Source organism: Pseudomonas brassicacearum subsp. brassicacearum (genome assembly GCF_008801605.1).
In the GTDB taxonomy this organism is placed as follows: domain Bacteria; phylum Pseudomonadota; class Gammaproteobacteria; order Pseudomonadales; family Pseudomonadaceae; genus Aquipseudomonas; species Aquipseudomonas brassicacearum.
In genome coordinates, this window is record NZ_VZPJ01000001.1 from 379906 (window position 1) to 397468 (window position 17563).

15 protein-coding genes are annotated in these 17563 nt (G+C 60.9%); 6 read left to right on the plus strand and 9 right to left on the minus strand.

Translation table 11 applies throughout. The annotated features are described in order from the left end of the window. Positions 1–66: 66 nt before the first annotated feature. From F7R20_RS01650 to F7R20_RS01660, 3 genes are read left to right on the plus strand one after another with little or no spacing between them, the layout of a single operon-like run. Positions 67–960 (plus strand): MipA/OmpV family protein, encoded by an 894-nt coding sequence (locus F7R20_RS01650; RefSeq protein WP_232002335.1) that lies wholly within the window; start codon positions 67–69, stop codon positions 958–960. Further along, the gene (locus F7R20_RS01655; RefSeq protein ID WP_003200730.1) at positions 960–1646 is read left to right on the plus strand and encodes a response regulator transcription factor; all 687 of its coding nucleotides are present in this window, start codon (positions 960–962) and stop codon (positions 1644–1646) included. Before F7R20_RS01650 ends, F7R20_RS01655 begins: the two co-directional genes overlap by 1 nt. Before the next feature lie 13 nt (positions 1647–1659). Beyond that, positions 1660–2988 carry a sensor histidine kinase gene (locus tag F7R20_RS01660; RefSeq protein ID WP_232002333.1) on the plus strand — a complete coding sequence of 443 codons (1329 nt, stop codon included), beginning with the start codon at positions 1660–1662 and terminating at the stop codon, positions 2986–2988. 1 nt (position 2989) lies between these two features. Here the strand turns inward: F7R20_RS01660 and F7R20_RS01665 are convergent, their stop codons facing one another. The 3 genes from F7R20_RS01665 to F7R20_RS01675 form a co-directional block, all read right to left on the minus strand. Continuing rightward, positions 2990–3475 carry an ester cyclase gene (locus F7R20_RS01665; protein WP_032833219.1) on the minus strand — a complete coding sequence of 162 codons (486 nt, stop codon included), beginning with the start codon at positions 3473–3475 and terminating at the stop codon, positions 2990–2992. A gap of 64 nt (positions 3476–3539) precedes the next feature. Next, positions 3540–5018: an APC family permease gene (locus tag F7R20_RS01670; RefSeq protein WP_003200725.1), complete on the minus strand. Its 1479-nt coding sequence runs from the start codon at positions 5016–5018 to the stop codon at positions 3540–3542. An 86-nt stretch (positions 5019–5104) separates the two neighbouring features. After that, positions 5105–6598 (minus strand): aldehyde dehydrogenase, encoded by a 1494-nt coding sequence (locus F7R20_RS01675; RefSeq protein WP_003200724.1) that lies wholly within the window; start codon positions 6596–6598, stop codon positions 5105–5107. Positions 6599–6833: 235 nt separating this feature from the next. On the opposite strand from F7R20_RS01675, the gene F7R20_RS01680 reads away from it, so the two are divergent. Beyond that, positions 6834–7565 carry a FadR/GntR family transcriptional regulator gene (locus F7R20_RS01680; protein WP_003200722.1) on the plus strand — a complete coding sequence of 244 codons (732 nt, stop codon included), beginning with the start codon at positions 6834–6836 and terminating at the stop codon, positions 7563–7565. A gap of 107 nt (positions 7566–7672) precedes the next feature. Further along, entirely contained in the window at positions 7673–8416 is a 744-nt protein-coding gene (locus F7R20_RS01690) for a PDC sensor domain-containing protein (protein ID WP_003200720.1), read from the plus strand. 52 nt (positions 8417–8468) lie between these two features. Here F7R20_RS01690 and F7R20_RS01695 read toward each other — a convergent pair whose 3' ends face one another. The 5 genes from F7R20_RS01695 to F7R20_RS01720 all read right to left on the minus strand — a co-directional run bounded on the left by F7R20_RS01695 (position 8469) and on the right by F7R20_RS01720 (position 15221). After that, a complete protein-coding gene (locus tag F7R20_RS01695) occupies positions 8469–9725 on the minus strand; it encodes an MFS transporter (protein WP_003200719.1) in 1257 nt (418 codons plus the stop codon). A 255-nt stretch (positions 9726–9980) separates the two neighbouring features. Further along, positions 9981–11234, minus strand: a complete 1254-nt coding sequence (locus tag F7R20_RS01705) for an OprD family porin (protein ID WP_003200717.1) — start codon at positions 11232–11234, stop codon at positions 9981–9983. Positions 11235–11326: 92 nt separating this feature from the next. After that, complete coding sequence (locus F7R20_RS01710; RefSeq protein WP_003200714.1) at positions 11327–12631, minus strand: CitMHS family transporter; 1305 nt, start codon at positions 12629–12631, stop codon at positions 11327–11329. A gap of 140 nt (positions 12632–12771) precedes the next feature. Then, entirely contained in the window at positions 12772–14097 is a 1326-nt protein-coding gene (locus F7R20_RS01715) for a dicarboxylate/amino acid:cation symporter (protein WP_003200711.1), read from the minus strand. A 41-nt stretch (positions 14098–14138) separates the two neighbouring features. After that, positions 14139–15221, minus strand: a complete 1083-nt coding sequence (locus F7R20_RS01720) for a 4-oxalomesaconate tautomerase (protein WP_003200708.1) — start codon at positions 15219–15221, stop codon at positions 14139–14141. Positions 15222–15390: 169 nt separating this feature from the next. On the opposite strand from F7R20_RS01720, the gene F7R20_RS01725 reads away from it, so the two are divergent. Continuing rightward, the gene (locus F7R20_RS01725; protein WP_003200706.1) at positions 15391–16281 is read left to right on the plus strand and encodes a LysR family transcriptional regulator; all 891 of its coding nucleotides are present in this window, start codon (positions 15391–15393) and stop codon (positions 16279–16281) included. On the opposite strand, the gene F7R20_RS01730 is transcribed toward F7R20_RS01725, so the two are convergent. Then, positions 16206–17492 carry an MFS transporter gene (locus F7R20_RS01730; RefSeq protein ID WP_003200703.1) on the minus strand — a complete coding sequence of 429 codons (1287 nt, stop codon included), beginning with the start codon at positions 17490–17492 and terminating at the stop codon, positions 16206–16208. The two genes, F7R20_RS01725 and F7R20_RS01730, sit on opposite strands and share 76 nt — an antisense overlap. Between the last annotated feature and the right edge of the window lie 71 nt (positions 17493–17563).

Here is a 17563-nt window from a genome sequence, read left to right on the forward strand (position 1 = left end):
CATCACGCCTGATATTGCACTGCTTGGCACTTATATCCACCCGGGGGGCTGGAATTTGTATTTGCCTTGATCAAGATCAAGCATTCGACAAATAACGGTAAGTATTCGGTAAGAGAAAGTTCTCGACGATGGGCGTGCATTCATCCTGTCCTGTTGGAGAACTCAATGCCTTTGCGCTTAGCCGTTTCGACAATCCCGAGTGTGTTCCTGCTCGCCGTGGCCATTTCAGCAATGGCCGCACAGGCGGCCGAGTCTGATAACGCCGAACCGTCTTCGTCCTGGGGACTGGGGGTCGGCGCATTAAGCAGCCAGCAGCCCTATACCGGCATCGATCGTGACAACAAGGCGATACCGCTGATCTACTTCGAGAACGAATACCTACGGGTGTTCGGCCCAAACGCCGAGGTCAAGCTGTCACAACTCGAGATCGGCGACACCCAGCAAATCGATTTCAGCCTCATGGGCCAGTACGACTTCAGTGGCTACGACGCTGACGACGCGCGGGTCTTCGATGGCATGAGCGACCGCAAAAGCAGCTTCTGGGCGGGGGCCAAAGTGGAGTGGCACACCGGTCTGGTGGACGTGCGCGCCGAGTGGCTGTCGGAGGTGTCGGGCAACAGCAAGGGGCAGCGCTTCAACGTGGGCCTGGAGCGGACCTGGCGGGTCGGCGAACACATCACGCTCACACCCCAAGTCACGGCGATGTGGCAGGACAAAAAATACGTCGATTATTATTTTGGCGTGCGCGACAGTGAGGCCCGCATCGATCGTGCGGCCTATGATGGCAAGTCTGCCCTCAATACCGAATTTGGCGTCCGGGGAAACTACATGTTCGATAAACACCACGCCCTGTTCCTCGATATCAAAGCGACGAGCCTCGCCAGTGAGATCAAGGACAGCCCGCTGGTAGACAGCTCTACCGAAAACAGCGCGCTGTTCGGCTACCTGTACCGCTTCTGATGAGCCGCATTCTGCTGGTCGAGGACCACGAACGATTGGCGCACCTGGTCTGCACGGGCCTGGCGAATGCGGGGATCGCCGTCGATGTGATCAACCGCATGGATGGCGCGTGGTCGGCCATCCAGCGTGTGCCCTACCAGGCGCTGATCCTCGATCGCGGGTTGCCGGACGGCGACGGGCTCGTCCTGTTGAAGCGTCTGCGCAGCGCCGGGCTAGGCATCCCGTGCCTGGTGCTCACGGCGCGGGATGCCCTGCATGATCGGGTACAGGGGCTCGATGCCGGCGCGGATGACTATCTGCCCAAGCCCTTTGCCATGGATGAAATGGTCGCGCGCGTGCGAGCGTTGCTGCGACGCCCCGTGGACTGTCGCCCACTGGCGCCCAGCCATGGCGACCTGAGCCTGCAACCCGACACCGGCAGCATGTGGTGTGCCAATGAAAGCATTGCTCTGGCGCCAGCGGAAATGCAGATCATGTTGCTGCTGTTGCGCAAACCTGGGGAGATCGTCCGCCGTCAGACGATAGAGGCAGCAGGCTGGGGCTTGAGCGAGGCGGTCACGCCGAACGCCCTGGACGTGGCCCTTCACCGTATCCGCCGCAAGCTGCTTGCCATCGGTTCCCGCCAACGCATTGTCAACTTGCGAGGTCTTGGTTATGCGCTGCGCCAGGTCGACGTGGCTGAGTAGCCTCAGATTCAAAGTGTTGCTGGCCTATATTGCTGGCGTGGCGCTGAGCATCCTGCTGATCGTATTGACGGCGCTGGCCCTGGTCACCTCCCAGAGCGACATCCTGCTGGTCATGAACATGGCCGAACGCACCCAGGAGCTGGCGGAGAAACTCCAGTTCGATCCTGCCGGCCGCCCGGTCGGATTCGATCGCAGCGAGGCCGATCGAATCTGGACCTATGAAAGCATGCCGCAAGACATCGGATACCGCGTGCTGGACGCCTCGGCAAACGTGGTCCTGACGTCCACCGAAGCAACCTTCTGGCCTGCAAGCACCGCGGTGCGTCCTTCAGAGCACGAACCGTTCAAGTTCGAGCGCCAGGGCATCCTGATGTATGGCGCCACCGCGCCGGTCGAACACGACGGCAAGACCTGGTTCCTGCAACTTGCCGTCAGCGAACGGCTGATGGACCTCTTCCATGGTGCATTCGCGTTGCCATTCATGGGCGCCGGTATCGTCCTGTTCAGCCTGGTGCTGCTCTTCGTCTTTGCCGCCTGTGCCTATATCACCCTGGGCTATACGCTCAGACCCTTGCGCGAGGTGTCGGAGTCGGCCGCGGCCATTTCGCCTCGTTCCCTGCATTCACGCTTGCAGGCCACCAGCGTACCGTCCGAAGTCGTGCCACTGGTGGACAGTTTCAATCGGGTCCTCCAGCGCCTGGAACATGGCTACCGGACCCAACAGGAGTTTCTAGCAACCGCGGCCCACGAGCTCAAGACACCGCTGGCGCTGATACGCGCGCAAATCGAATTGATGGAGGACAGCCACGATCGCAACGCGTTGCTCAACGATGTCGCTCACATGACCCGTCAAGTCCAGCAACTGCTGCTCCTGACCGAAGCCAGTGAGGCCCGGAACTACCAGTTTGCCGAGGTCGAACTGGCCGATGTCGCGAGGGAAGCCAGCAACTATTTGCAGCGCATGGCCGAAGCCGCAGACGTGCGCTTGGTGCTGGCGCAGAACGCTGCCTCTGCTGACCCATGGCAGGCGGATCGCAGCGCCCTCTTCACCTTGTTGAAGAACCTGCTGGAAAACGCCATCCAACACGCCCCTCGGGGCACAGAGGTTCGAGTGGACGTCGGCGAGGATAGCCTGAGCGTACGAGACTGGGGCCCCGGGGTGGATCGGGAGCAACTGCCACACCTGTTCATTCGCTTCTGGCGCGGGGCCCATCGCCGCGACCATGGCGCCGGCCTGGGCTTGACGATCTGCCAGGAAATCGCCCAGGCCCACGGCTGGACGCTCTCGGCCAGGAGAGCCGAGCCTGGTTTGTTGCTACAGCTCTCGCGGCGGGAACATTGATCTACCAGCCGAGCTGCTTGTTGAAACCCAGGGCGTCATAGTAGTCGTGCTGCGTGATAATCTTGCCCTCCTTGAGCCGGATGAAACTCACCCCCTTGAAGCTAAGGGGGCGCTGGGTGGCCGGCGTCTCGGTGCTCCAAGGCCCGGTATTGTGTCCCTTGAATTCCCATTCGAAGGCAATGCTTTCACCGTTGACGATCGGCTCGCCCAGCATCGTCCATTGCAGATCCGGCACTGCGTGCATGAACACTTCGATCACCTGGGTCTTGGCATTTTCCCGGCCGACCTGCGGTGTCCCCACCGAGGCGTCGAGGAACTCGCCGTCCTCGGTGAAGTACTTCGCCGCAGCCTCCGCATCGCGAGCGTTCCAAGCTTTCATATAGTCATGGATCACACCCAGGGTATCGTTTTGACTGGCTGCCAGAACCCCATGGCTGGCCAGAATCAGGAGCAACCCAAACAGCATCGAATGGATTCGAGACGTCATAGCGTTCACCCTTTTATCATCAGAGGATTTGCCTGCCGCGCCCGGCGGCAGGCCGTCATGTCGCTTAGGTTTTTTTCCAGGCATCGGAAGCCGGGGCGGTACCTTTCTCGTAGGGGCGAAACAGGACCATGTAGACGAGGCCGACGAAGATCACGATGGCGCCAACCAACACGATGCCGTAGTTCACATACCACGGCGCGTCTGGCATACGCGGCCAGGACATATTGACGATGGCGAACAAGCCATAGCAGAGCGCAGCGATGTTCACCGGCCAGCCCCAACGTCCCAAGGTGAACTGGCCATTGGGTGTCCAGCCCCGGAGACGGGCGTACATCACACCCCCGACGATCATCTGGAATGCCAGGTAGATACCGATGGCGGCAAAACTCACCACCAGCGCGATGGCGTTCTGAAGATAGAAACCGACACACACGATGATCGCCGGCAGCACCCCGCAGACCATCAGGGCGGCGGTCGGCACATGGGTAGCCGGGGAGATTTTCTTCAGCACGCCACTGCCCATGAGCATCTCGTCTCGGGCGTAGGCATACAACAAGCGGCTGGCGGATGCCTGCAAGCTCAGCACACAGGAAACGAACGAAACCGTGATCACCGCCATGACCACCCGCGACATGACCGGACCGAACGCCGCGCCGAATATCGTGGCCATGGGGTCCTTGTCCTGGCCGGAAACAACGGCGGCAATATCAGGCACGGCCAGGATCAAGGCCAGGGCGGCAAAGATCGACGCGGCACCGCCGATCCAGATCGTCATTCGCATGGCCTTGGGGACTTGGCGGCTGGGATTGGGCGTTTCCTCGGCCACATCGCCGCACGCTTCAAAACCGTAGTAAAGGAACATCCCGGCCAGTGATGCGGCCAGGAAGGCCGGCCAGTACTCCCCATCGATGGAGATATCGAACGTGTCGAACAACACGCTCAAGGGCTGGTGGCGCTCAAAAATCAGCAAATAGCCGCCGATCAACAACGCCCCGACCAGCTCACACAGAAAGCCGAACATAGCCACCCGCGCCAGCAGCTTGGTGCCGCTCAGGTTCAAGACCGTCGCAGTAGCGGTCAGGACCAGCGCGACCAAGGTATTGGTGACCGGCGACGGCTCGAAACCCAGCAGGTTGGCAATGTAGGGACCGGCGCCCAGAGCTACGGCAGCAATGGTCACGCACAGGGAGATGGCGTAGATCCAGCCGACCATCCAGGCCCACTTTTTCCCCACCAGGCGACGGGCCCACGGATAGACACCGCCGGAGATGGGATATTGGGACACCACTTCGCAAAAAATCAGGCACACCAGCATTTGCCCGAACCCCACCAGCAGGTAGGACCAGAACATGGGCGGCCCGCCCGTTGCCAGGCACAGGCCGAACAATGTGTAGACGCCGACTACCGGTGATAGGTAGGTGAACCCGAGGGCAAAGTTCTGCCACAGGCTCATGCTACGTTCGAAACTCGAGGTGTACCCGAGGGCACGGAGTTGCTCCGCGTCCTGGTCCACGGCTGCCGTGGAGCTTATTGGGCTGTTCATTGCGCCATCCTTCAAAAAGGAATTCGTTGAGTAAGCGTCAAGCAGGCAGAACCATTCCACCCGTAACGTGGTTCACCAGAAATGCCTCAGAGCTGTATCCAGGTGGCCTTGATCTCGGTGTATTTATCGAAGGCATGCAGGGATTTGTCGCGGCCATTACCGGACTGCTTGTAGCCACCGAACGGCGCCATCATGTCGCCGCCGTCATACAGGTTGACCCAGACACTTCCGGCGCGAAGTGCGCGGGCCATGGTGTGGGCGCGCGACAGATTGGCCGTCCAGACGGCTGCAGCCAGCCCGTAAGGCGTGTCGTTGGCGATGCGCACCGCATCCTCGGCTTCGTCGAATTCGATCACCGACAGCACTGGGCCGAAAATCTCTTCCCGGGCAATTGTCATCGAGTTGCTGACATTGTCGAACAGTGTCGGCTCCACGTAGCTGCCGCCGGTTTCCTCCAATGCCACGCGCCCTCCCAGCAACAACTGGGCGCCTTGATCCTGTCCTTGCCGAATGTGTTGCAACACCCCTTCCAGGTGGCGCGCGTCCACCAGCGCACCGACATTGGTGTCGGGATCCAGTGGATGGCCTGGCTTCCAGCCTTTTAAAGCCTCGACCACCATCGGCACGAAGTGCGCCTTGATGGAAGCCTGGACGAGCAAACGTGAACCGGCGGTGCACACCTCGCCCTGGTTGAAAGCAATGGCGGCCGCTGCCGCTTCGGCGGCTGCCTGTAGATCTGGGGCATCTGCGAAGACAATGTTCGGACTCTTCCCCCCCGCCTCCAGCCAAACCCGCTTCATGTTCGACTCGCCCGCATACACGAGAAGTTGCTTGGCCACTCGGGTGGAACCGGTAAACGCCAGCGCATCAACGTCACCGTGCAAGGCCAGGGCCTTGCCCACCGTGTGTCCATGGCCTGGCAGCACATTGAGCACACCGACCGGCAACCCTGCTTCCAGGGCAAGCTGTGCGATACGAATAGCCGTCAGCGGCGAACGCTCTGAAGGCTTGAGAATCACCGAGTTGCCGGTCGCCAATGCCGGCCCCAATTTCCACGAAGCCATCATCAACGGGAAATTCCACGGCACGATGGCAGCGACCACCCCGACCGGCTCCCGCGTCACCAGCCCGAGCTGATCTACCGCCGTCGCGGCCACCTCATCGTAGATCTTGTCGATGGCCTCCCCGCACCAGCGAATGCTATCGATGGCGCCAGGCAGGTCGACCGCCAGCGAGTCGGCGATCGGTTTGCCCATGTCCAGCGTTTCCAGCAGTGCCAGCTCTTCGGCGTGAGACTGCAAGAGGTCGGAAAAACGCAGCATGACCGCCTTGCGCATTGCCGGTGCCTGACGCGACCAAACGCCGGAGTCGAATGCCGCCCGGGCGCTGGTCACGGCCAGCTCGGCGTCCGCGGCATCGCAACTTGCAACCAGGCCCAACAATCGCCCGTCCACAGGACTCACGCATTCAAAGGTAGCGCCTGAACTGGCAGGCCTGTATCGCCCGTCGATAAAGGCACGGCCCTCGATGTCCAGCGCCTTGGCTCTGGCTTCCCACTCTGCTCGGGTCAAGTGACTCATGATTGAAGTGCTCCTGGGTTCGGATGAATGCGATCTCGGCTCGCTTAAACATATGGAACCATATCTTTTAGTTCATGAGAACCCCAGGAAAACCAAATTCAGCCAGGTTTTTTTGACTTAAACGCCTTTTCATCCCTAGAATTCCGCGCCAGTGGCCCCTGAAAATGCCTTTGAACTATGAAATAGAATTTTTTGAGTCCAGGCGTCGACGACGCCGCCAATGAATGAAACGACCATGAGCCCTACATCAAGCCTCATACGCCTCAGTCAGGAAGGGAAAACGGAATCCGTCACCCGCCGCCTGGTTGAAATGATTGACCTGGGGTTGCTGGTCGAAGGTGAACAGCTCCCCAGCGAAAGTACCCTGGCCACCCAACTCGGCGTCGCCACGGTCACCCTGCGCGATGCGTTGGCTGCCTTGCGAGAGCGCGGGGTCATCGAAACCCGGCGTGGACGCAACGGCGGCAGCTTTATCTGCGCCGCCCCACAAACCACCGATCAGGCGTTGTTCGATCAATTGCGTGAAATGAGCACGCTTGAATTGCGTGACCTGGCCGACGAGCACGCAGCCATTTCAGGCGCCGCCGCCCGCTTGGCAGCCCAACGCGCCGGCCCTGAGCAACATGCGCGGCTGGGTGGCTACATCGATGCGCTGGCCAAGGCACAAGAACGTCTGGAGCGCCGACGTGCCGACGCCAGGTTCCACATCGAAATTGCCGTGGCGTCGCAGTCGGTACGGCTGACCCACAGCGAGGCCCGCTTGCAGGCGGAACTGGGGGAGTTGTTATGGTTGCCATTTGATGAGCAACCGGATCCCCAAGTGATCGAGTGGGAACACCGGGCGATTCTGGAGGCCATCATTGCGAACGATGCCAATCTGGCGGGGGCACTGGCCGAAGCCCATGTTGCTCGCGGCGTCCGGCGTTTGACCGCCATACGCTTGCAGCAGATGGCGCAAGATGCCTGATGACTGGAACAGAACTTGCTCAACAACTGACTCCAAACACCGCCCGACAGCCTGTCCGTGTCGCCAGCAAACACCGCACTGTCCCTTCCGAGGCATGAGTTAGAGCCATGGATAACGAAATTTCAGCAAATGGGTTATCCCAATGCGCAACGTTGATCAACGCTTCCATTGGTAACGTCTTCAAGGGTCTCAACGACCTGGGCGCCCAGGTATCGAGCATTTGGGAACGGCAACGGTGCAAGACCAGGCGCCCCAATCAACGCGACCTCAAGCCATTGTTGGGTGGCGTCCGGCAGATCCTTGACTCCGAGAGTCTCAAGTTTCATGGCGCTGGCGTGGTTTTCGCCCCTGGTGAGCTGGAAGATTGCGAGATGCACCTGCAGTGGTGGTGCCGGACCCAGAACGAACAAGTCCAGCCTTTGCAGCTGAATCTCGATAGCCGCAGCGATCGTTTCTACGATTACCTGCACATGCCTTGGTACACCCGTCCGCAGCAGACTCGCCAGCCCTCCATAGACGGGCCTTTTGTCGACTTGTATGGCACCGAGCAGTACATCGTTGCCTTCTCCGTGCCGATTTTTTTCGATGATCGCTTCATTGGCGTTGCCGCCGCCGACATCTCCCTGCACTCGTTGGAACCCTTGCTCGTGCGCAGCCTGATGAGAGTCAGCAATGAAGCGCTGTTGCTCAATGCCGAAGGTCGAGTATTGGCAGCTAATACGGCGAGCTGGTTGGCCGGTGATTTGATACGAGGCGTGCTGAACCAGGACATGGACCAAGGGCGCGTTTTGAGCCTCATCGACACCTCGTCCTATTGGAGCGTCGTGGAACGGCCGGTACCCAGGCTCTGATTGCCGGTCGCCATCGCGAGCAAGCTCGCTCACACATAGGTGATACGCAGGCTCAAGCGACCCCGCCGTCAGCGACCGTAAGCGTGCCGGGCTGTGGGGCGCGGCTGTGCATGAAAGTTTCGGGCATCGCCAGCAACAGACCAAATGCCAACGCAGCAATCGCCGCCAGGGTCAGGAACGCCGCGCTGTAGCCAGCCCCCTGCACCACAAAGCCGGCCAGGCTGTTACTCAACGCCGCGCCGAACCCGAACACCGTCGACAGCACCCCGAGGCTGACGTTGAAACGCCCGGTGCCCTGGGTCAGGTCCTTGACCACCAGTGGAAACAGCGCGCCAAACAGCCCGGCACCGATCCCATCGAGCAACTGCACCGCCACCAACCAATAGGGGTCATCCGAGAGCACGTACAACACCCCTCGAATGGGCAGGATCAGGAAGCCGGCCAGCAACAACGGCTTGCGTCCCCAGGCATCGGCCTTGACGCCGACCAGCCACGCCATGGGTACCATGACCAGTTGCGCCGCGACGATACAAGCCGACGTCAGCGGCGTGGCCAGGTGGGCATTGGCCTGGGCGAGCTTCTGGCTGACCAGCGGGAGCATCGCCGCGTTCGCCAGGTGAAACAGCCCGCAGCAAATGGCGAACAACAGCAGCGTGCGGTTATCCAGCAACACGCGCAGCGCCGAGGGCGTCGGGCCCTGCACCGACTGACCGGCCTCCAGGCCCCGGGCCACGTCATGGTCGATGGCCTCGGCGGACACGCAACTGACCGCCACGATGCTGGCCAATGCCATCGCGGCCATCAGGTAGAACACCGCAATGGGACCGAACAGCCAGGCGAACCCACCCGCCAGCAGCGCTGCGCAGGCATTGCCCGCGTGGTTGAATGTCTCGTTGCGCCCAGTACGCCGCGTAAAGGCCCGGACGCCGGTAATGCCCAGGGAGATGGCCGCAATGGCCGGCGCGAAGACCGACGCCGCCACGGCGCCGAGCGCCTGGGTCAGCGCCACCAGGCCGAAGGAAGACGTGAACGGTAGCACCAGGCAACCCAGCGTCACCATCAAGGCAGCCACGGCCACCACGGCACGTTTGCTGCGCACCCGGTCGATCAGCGCTCCGGCGGGCGCCTGGGCGACGAGCCCGGCCATAGCGGCCACCGTCATCACCACGCCAATGCTGGCAGGGTCCCAGCGATGCACCGCCAGCAGGTAGATCGCCAGGTAAGGACCCAGCCCATCGCGTACATCCGCGAGGAAAAAATTCAGGCCATCCAGGGAAAGCTTGTTACGTCGGTCTCGGTTGCGATCCATAGCGGCCTCGACGGGCATTGCCCCAAAGAAAATTGCCGCCATGATGTCGCAAAGAATCGAACCGGGCCACCGTGATGAGCGCGGGCCCCTTTCCCTGTGGGAGCGAGCTTGCTCGCGATGGCGGACCATCAGCCAACGATGATGCTGGATCTGACACCGTCATCGCGAGCAAGCTCGCTCCCACATGGGGTGTTGGGTTGGATGCGTGCCCTGGGGGCACGCTACGCCAAGGCACCGGCCGTCGCGCACGGCGTCCTACCAAAGCGCGATGTCGTAGGTGAAATAGATCCGGTTGCTGTCACGGCCACGGGAAAAGTCCGAGCGATAGACGTAGTTGCGCAACTTCACCCCCAGCCCCTTGAACGTACCCTGCTGCACCACGTAGGCGATCTCTGCGTCACGCTCCCACTCTTTGACGGTGGTATTGGACTTGCCGTCGTTGCCGCTCAGGTAGCGGGTGGAAAATGTCAGGCCGGGCACACCGAGGCGAGCGAAGTCGTAGCCATAACCGAGCATCCAGGTCTTCTCGTCTTCCTCGATGAACTTGCCGATCCCGACGTTGCTGAAGGAGTACACCGTGGCGCCGCTGACATAAGGCAGGCCCGCCTCGCCGCTGAGGGTTTGATAGCCGGCGCTCAGTGTATGGCCGACAACGGCGTAGGACAGCGATCCGCTGAGCATGTCGTTGTCGATCTTGCCACCGTAGGCCGACCCCGAATCGACGCTGTTGAAGTAGCGCAGGTCGCTGGTCAATACCCCAGCGCCCAAGGGCAGATCATGCTGGATGCCGGCAAAATTCTGTCGATAGAAATTCTCCAGCTCGCCATAGAAGTAGCTCAGGCGGATGTTTTTGCCCAACTTGTAGTCGGCACCGGCATAGCTGAAGTCACCGGACTTATCGCCGCCGTAGCCATCGGGCACGATGGGCATGCTGTCGCTCGAATCGCGCAGCTTGAAACGCTCCAGATACCCGCCGGTGATGGTGAGGTTGTCGATGTCAGTGCTGCTGATCTGGGTGCCCTGGTAAGTCTGGGGCAACAGCCGCGCATCGTTGTAGACCAGCACCGGAGTCTTGGGCAGCAACGTGCCGTATTTGAGCGTGGTCTTGGCCACCCTGGCCTTGGCGGTCATCCCTGCGCTGGCAAACTCGTCGGCGGCGCGACCGTCGTCATGCACCGGTAGCAGGCCGGTGCCGCTGCGACCACGCCCGGAGTCGAGCTTGACCCCGAGCAGGCCCAGGGCGTCGACCCCGAAGCCGATGGTGCCCGGCGTAAAGCCTGACTGGTAATCCAGCAGGAAGCCCTGGGCCCATTCGGTGCGCTCACTCTTGGCGGTCCTCGCCGCCCGTGCGCTCATCCCGTGCTCGTCGCGAAAATTTTCGTTGAAGTAGACGTTGCGCAATTGCAGCTTGAGTTTGCTGTCGTCGATGAAACCTTCGGCACTGGCCGAGGCCAGAGGCAACAGCCCAAGGATTGGAAACAAAGCCCCGCGGGTAAGCAAAGTGGTCATGTCGAGCTACTCGTTGTTGTTATTTGGCGTGCAAGCCAGCGCACACCCGCTTGCGCAGGCGTGTCAGGCAAAAAGCTAAGGTGTCGGGTGAATCAGGAAAACAGCGTCAGCGCCCCGGTCAGCAGCGCCAGTGCAGTAATCACCAGGGACGTGAGCACCGCCCATTTGACGGTGGCTTTCTGGAAGTCGCCAAGGTCGCGGTCAACCATGCCCACCAGCAACAAGGTCGAGGCCACCAGCGGGCTCATCAAGTGCACCGGCTGGCCGAGAATGGACGCCCGGGCAATTTCCACCGGATCGATGCCATAGGCGGCAGCGGCATTGGCCAGGATCGGCACGACACCGAAGTAGTAGGCATCGTTGGACAATACGAAGGTCAGCGGCATGCTGGTAATCGCCACCACCAGCGGGAACAGATGGCCCCAGGAAGGCGGAATCCAGTCGACCAGGGTTTGTGCCAGGGCATCGACCATTTTCGTCCCGGAAAAAATCCCGGCGAAGATGCCCGCGGCGAACACCAGCAGGACCACGGTCATGGCGTTGCCCGAGTGGGCGAGAATGCGCTCCTTCTGAATGTCCAACTGCGGATAGTTGATCATCAGCGCCAGGACGAAACCGATCAGGAACAGGATCGCCGAGTGCATGAGCCCCATCACCAGCGCAACCATCACCGCAACCACCAGCAGCAGGTTGACGTAGGCCAGCTTCGGACGCTTGTGCGGCGTATTCTCGATGATCGCGTTGATGTAGCAGTCACCGCCACCGCTTTGCAGCTGGACGTTGCCGATGCGCTTGCGCTCGGCACGACCTAGCAGGAACGCCGTGAACACCACCCACATCGCACCGCCGATCATGGTCGGCAGCAAGGGCACGAAGTACTCACCGGCATCCAGGCCCAATGCCGCGATCGCGCGGGTCGCCGGGCCGCCCCAAGGGGTCATGCCGCTCATGATGCTCAAGGAGAGCATGGAAACAGTCGCCAGGATCATCGGATTCATGCCGATGCGTTTGTACAGCGGCAGCATCGCGGCACAGGTGATCATGTAAGTCGTCGTGCCGTCACCGTCCAGCGCCACCAACAGCGACAGCAGCGCAGTGCCCACGGCGATCTTCATCGGGTCGCCATTGACCCGCTTGAGGATTTTGCGGATCAACGGGTCGAACAGACCGGCGTCGATCATCAGGCCGAAAAACAGGATCGCGAACAACAACAGTGCCGCCGACGGCGCGACCATTTTCAGGCCGTCCAACATCATCTTGCCGGTGGTCCCGCCAAAGCCGCCGAGCACGGCAAAGACGATGGGCACCACCGTCAGGGCGACGATCGGTGACAACCGTTTGGTCATTATCAGGAAGGTAAAGACCACCACCATGGCCAAGCCAAGTAAAGCGAGCATATGTCAGTTCTCTTGTTGTTATGAGTAGCTTGGCTGACATTCAGGCGCACGCCCCCCAACCCGCCAGGCAACACGCAAAAGTGTGCCTGGCGCAGGTAGTGAGTGAGCTGATGTGGTGCCGTCGAGTCAGCCGCGAGCGGCTAGATGTGTTTGGCGACCTTCGTGTCGTCCCAGGCTGAGTCCGTTGCCGGGGTCTGCGTCAGGGCGGGTTTGCCATCCAGGGTCCGCAACAGGAGTTCGCGGTCGCAGGCATTCTCCGAAAGGGAGATCACCACGGTCGCAACGGCGTTGCTCGCCAGGCTGGTCAACGCCCGCGCTTCGGACATGAACCGGTCGATCCCGATCAACAGGGCCAGGCCCGCCAGGGGAATGTCGTGGATGACCGTCAAGGTCGAGGCCAGGGCGACAAACCCGCTGCCGGTCACACCCGCGGCCCCCTTTGACGACAGCAGCATGATCGCCAGCATGCTGATGACCTGGGTCAGCGTCAGGTCGATGTTGCAGGCCTGGGCAATGAAGATCGCCGCCAGCGACAGGTAGATCGCCGTGCCGTCGAGGTTGAACGAGTAACCTGTCGGCAGCACCAGCCCCACGACGCCTTTCTTGCAACCCAGGGCCTGGAGTTTTTCCAACATTCGCGGCATCACCGGTTCGGTCGAGGACGTCCCCAGTACCACCAGGAATTCTTCACGCAGATAACGCAGCAGCTTCCAGAGGCTGAAGCCATGTGCGCGGCAGATGCTGCCCAACACCACGAAGACGAAGAAGGCGCAGGCGATATACAAGGTCATGATCAGCTTGGCCAGCGAGCCCAGCGACGTGATCCCGTACTGCCCCACCGTGAAGGCCAAGGCCCCGAAAGCGCCGATCGGAGCGAAACGCATCAGGTAGGAGAAAATCTTGAAGACCATGTGCGAAGCTGATTCCAGGACCTCCAGCACCGGCTTGCCGCGCTCACCCAAGGACGACAGGGCAAAACCGCAGAGCACCGCGATAAACAGCACCGGCAACACCTCGCCTTTATTGAAGGCGCCGATAAAGGTGTCGGGAATGATGTGCATGAAGAAGTCCACCACGCTCAGTTTCGCGGCGGATTCGGTGTACTGCGACAATCCTTGGGTGCTCAACTGCGTCGGATCGATGTTCATGCCCGCGCCGGGCTTGAACAGGTAGACCGACACCAGGCCGATGATCAGGCTGATCACCGTCAGCGCCAGGAACAACAGCATGGTCTTGCTCAACAAACGCCCCAGCGAGCGCTTGTCGCTCATGCCGGCGATGCCGGTGACAATGGTGCAGAACACCACCGGCGCGATCATCATCTTGATCAGCTTGATGAAGGCATCACCCAGCGGCTTCAGGGCAATTGCCTGTTGCGACCAGAAATGCCCGACGACCACGCCCAGCAGCACGGCGCAGATGATCTGGAAGTAGAGCGATTTAACAACTTTCATGGCATCACCCATTTTTAGAATTGTTCTGATGCAAAAGACCCTGGCTGCCTGGGCTATCCGGCCAGCCGCTGGGACGCCGTGGCGTAGACGTAACCTGAGAAAAGCCGGCGCGCGGTACGTACTACCGAAGCCCGAATGGTCTCACCCTTTTCACCGGTGTAGGACAGTACGACATCAATGCCGCCGCTTGGGTGCTCAATCCGAACCTGTTGCAAGCGCGGCTCGCTGACGATGCCAAGCAACTGTGCGACGACGCTGTCTTCGGTCACACACGCAGTGGCCAAGCCGATGGAACCGGTGATCGCCAGGGCGCGGTGACAGTTGTGCGGCATGAAATAACGCACCTGGACCGTCCCGCCAGACTTGGCCGGAGACACCAGCACCGGTTTGGGAATGACCTTGTCACTGACATCACCCAAGCCCATGGCCAGGCCGGCTTTCAGGCGCAGGGACTCCAGGCGCTGCAGGAAGGCTTTATCGGCGTCCAGCTCAGCGGGGCTTTCATCGCCGCGCTTGCCAAGCTGACTGGCTTGAACGATCACCATCGGCATCGCCATGTCGATGCAGGTCACCGGGATGCCGTCGATCAGGTCCTGGGGTTGTCCAGTGGGAAAGAGTTTCCCTGTCTTGCTGCCCGCCGCATCGAGAAAGGTCAGTTGCACCGGAGCCGCTGTGCCAGGCACGCCATCGATGGCGGTATCGCCTTCATAGCGGACTTTGCCTTCCGGGGTTTGCACTTCGGAATTCACGAAAGTCCCGGTATTGAGGTTGCGAATACGCACCCGGGTCAGGTCGCCGGAAGGCTTGACCAGTCCCTGCTCGATAGCGAACGGGCCGACGGCGCAGAGCATGTTGCCGCAGTTGGGGGCGGTATCGACCCGACGCTGGGAAACCATGACCTGGACGAACAAATAATCGACATCCGCATCAGGGTGCAGCGATGGGCTGACGATCGCCACTTTGCTGGTTTGTGGACTGCCGCCACCGATGCCGTCGATTTCCAACTCATGGCCCGAGCCCATCAGGTTGAGCAGCAGCTCGTCACGTTCGGCGATGGCGACCGGCAGATCCCAGGCGAGAAATACCGGGCCTTTGGACGTACCGCCGCGCATTAGCACACAAGGAATTCGCTGCATGTTCACTAACTCTTGTTGATCAATCTGGATAATTGATGCTCTGGAAACAAGAGTGGCAGGGTTTGAAAAGTGTTTCCAATGCAAAGATCAGAGCGATTATTGCGTTTCACAAATGAATTGCTTTACGCTAATTATCATCGCGCACGGCCCTTCCTCGGTGAGGTAGCACATGGAATATGAACTCCAGGACATACGATCTTTCGTGAAAATCGCCGAACTCGGCAGTTTCCACGAAGCCGCTGACGCACTGCATCTGTCGCAACCAGCCTTGAGCCGACGGATGAAAAAACTCGAGGAAGGCCTGGGAACCGCTTTACTCGATCGCACCACCCGCAAGGTCAGCCTGACGAGCGTCGGCCGTGATTTCCTGCCCAAGGCGCGGCGCCTGCTGGATGATTTCGACGACTCGATTCTCAACATCCGCGAGCTGGCGGAGCGGCAGATCGGCCGGGTAACTTTGGCCTGCATTCCCACGGCAGCGTTTTATTTCCTGCCTTCGGTGATCCGCCTCTACAACGAGCGCTACCCGAAAATCCGCATCCGCCTGCTCGACCTCAGCGCCAACGAAGGGCTCGAAGCGGTTCTGCGCGGCGAAGCCGACTTCGGCATCAACATGATGAGCGGCCAGCACCCGGACATCGAGTTCGTGCCCCTGGTCAACGAACCCTTTGTGCTGGCCTGCCGGCGCGATCATGAATTGGCTGAACGCAGTGCGGTTACCTGGTCGGAACTCAGTGATTATCGGCTGATCGGTGTTGGTCGCCTGAGCGGCAACCGCATGCTGCTGGACCACGCACTGTCGGGCCTGAGCTGGCGCCCGCAATGGTTTTACGAAGTGCAGCACCTGTCCACGTCGCTGGGATTGGTCGAGGCTGGCCTCGGCGTGTCGGCGATGCCCAGCCTGGCGATGCCGGCCGGGGATCATCCAACGCTGGTCAGCGTGCCGCTGATCGAGCCGGTGGTAAACCGCTCGCTGGGCCTGGTCTACCGCCGGGGCGCATCGCTCTCCCCGGCTGCGGAGAAGTTCGTCTCGATCCTGCTTGAGCAGTGGCCGCAATGAAGCGAGAGCCTCCACACTGCCAACGCGGCGAGGCTGATCAAGGCGCCTAGCAGGCTGACCGCCATCCAGCCCCACAGCGCATAAACCTGGGTCGCGGCCGCCGCGCCCAGCGCGCTGCCCGCCGAGTAGAAACACATGTACGCGCCGACCATGCGACTTTGCGCGTCGGGCCGTGCTGCGAAGATCAAGCTCTGGTTGGTGACATGCACGGCTTGCACCGCGAAGTCGAGCAACACCACGCCGCACACCAGTGCGATCAGGGAGGTTTCGGTAAACGTGATAGGCAGCCAGGAGAGCGTCAGGAGCCCCAGCGACCAGCCGGTAACGCGTTGTCCAAAGCCTTGATCGGCCCAGCGACCGGCCCTTCTGGCTGCCAGGGCCCCGGCGACGCCAGCCAGGCCAAACAGGCCGATGGCCGTATGTGAAAGCGACAGCGGCGCGGCGCTCAACGGCAGCACCATGGCGGTCCATAACACCGAAAACGCGGCAAAGATCAGCAAGGCCAGCAGCCCCCTGATCCGTAGCACCGGCTCGGTCATGAACAGCTTGAACAGCGACCGGATGAGCGCCAGGTAAGGCTGCCGGTCAGGTGACGACACGGCGGCAGGCACCACTGCCCAGAACACTGCCGCGATGGTCAGCATCAATCCCGCGGAAACGAAATAAACCCCGCGCCAGCCCGCCAGATCGGCAATCACTCCAGAGGTAAACCGCGCCAGGAGAATACCCAGGACCACGCCGCTGGTGACGGTTCCCACGGCCTGCCCCCGTTGGGAGGGCGTAGACAGCACGGCGGCATAGGCCACCAGCACTTGGACAACCACCGCCAGCAAGCCCATCACGATCATGGCCCCCAGCAAAGCCAACCAATGCTGGGCGGCACCGACGACCGCCAGCACAAGCGCGGACAACACCAATTGCGCGAAAACCAGGCGTTTACGGTTGACCCTGTCCCCCAGCGGGACGATGAACAGCAACCCCAGCGCGTAACCCACCTGAGTGGCCGTCACCACCACCCCGATAAATCCTGACGCGACGCCCAGGCTCTCGGCCATCGAGGCGAGCAAGGGCTGGGCGAAGTAGACATTGGCGACGGCCAGTGCGCAGGTCACGGAAAACAATAACGTGAGCGCCGGCGAAAGCCCGGCACATTGGTCGTCACTCAAATTTCCCGAAGGCTGCTGGGTGCAACAATCGACATCTGCTGTCATGCACGTCTCCTTGACGCTAAACTGGTTTCAATTGAAAACCTGACTGGATTGTTGCCTGATCAGGTTTCGAT

Bases quoted from the DNA above. Each gene is read 5' to 3' on its own strand.
- F7R20_RS01655 (WP_003200730.1), top strand. From the start codon at position 960: ATGAGCCGCATTCTGCTGGTCGAGGACCACGAACGATTGGCGCACCTG.
- F7R20_RS01665 (WP_032833219.1), bottom strand. From the start codon at position 3,475: ATGACGTCTCGAATCCATTCGATGCTGTTTGGGTTGCTCCTGATTCTG.
- F7R20_RS01670 (WP_003200725.1), bottom strand. From the start codon at position 5,018: ATGAACAGCCCAATAAGCTCCACGGCAGCCGTGGACCAGGACGCGGAG.
- F7R20_RS01675 (WP_003200724.1), bottom strand. From the start codon at position 6,598: ATGAGTCACTTGACCCGAGCAGAGTGGGAAGCCAGAGCCAAGGCGCTG.
- F7R20_RS01680 (WP_003200722.1), top strand. From the start codon at position 6,834: ATGAGCCCTACATCAAGCCTCATACGCCTCAGTCAGGAAGGGAAAACG.
- F7R20_RS01690 (WP_003200720.1), top strand. From the start codon at position 7,673: ATGGATAACGAAATTTCAGCAAATGGGTTATCCCAATGCGCAACGTTG.
- F7R20_RS01695 (WP_003200719.1), bottom strand. From the start codon at position 9,725: ATGGATCGCAACCGAGACCGACGTAACAAGCTTTCCCTGGATGGCCTG.
- F7R20_RS01705 (WP_003200717.1), bottom strand. From the start codon at position 11,234: ATGACCACTTTGCTTACCCGCGGGGCTTTGTTTCCAATCCTTGGGCTG.
- F7R20_RS01710 (WP_003200714.1), bottom strand. From the start codon at position 12,631: ATGCTCGCTTTACTTGGCTTGGCCATGGTGGTGGTCTTTACCTTCCTG.
- F7R20_RS01715 (WP_003200711.1), bottom strand. From the start codon at position 14,097: ATGGGTGATGCCATGAAAGTTGTTAAATCGCTCTACTTCCAGATCATC.
- F7R20_RS01720 (WP_003200708.1), bottom strand. From the start codon at position 15,221: ATGCAGCGAATTCCTTGTGTGCTAATGCGCGGCGGTACGTCCAAAGGC.
- F7R20_RS01725 (WP_003200706.1), top strand. From the start codon at position 15,391: ATGGAATATGAACTCCAGGACATACGATCTTTCGTGAAAATCGCCGAA.
- F7R20_RS01730 (WP_003200703.1), bottom strand. From the start codon at position 17,492: ATGACAGCAGATGTCGATTGTTGCACCCAGCAGCCTTCGGGAAATTTG.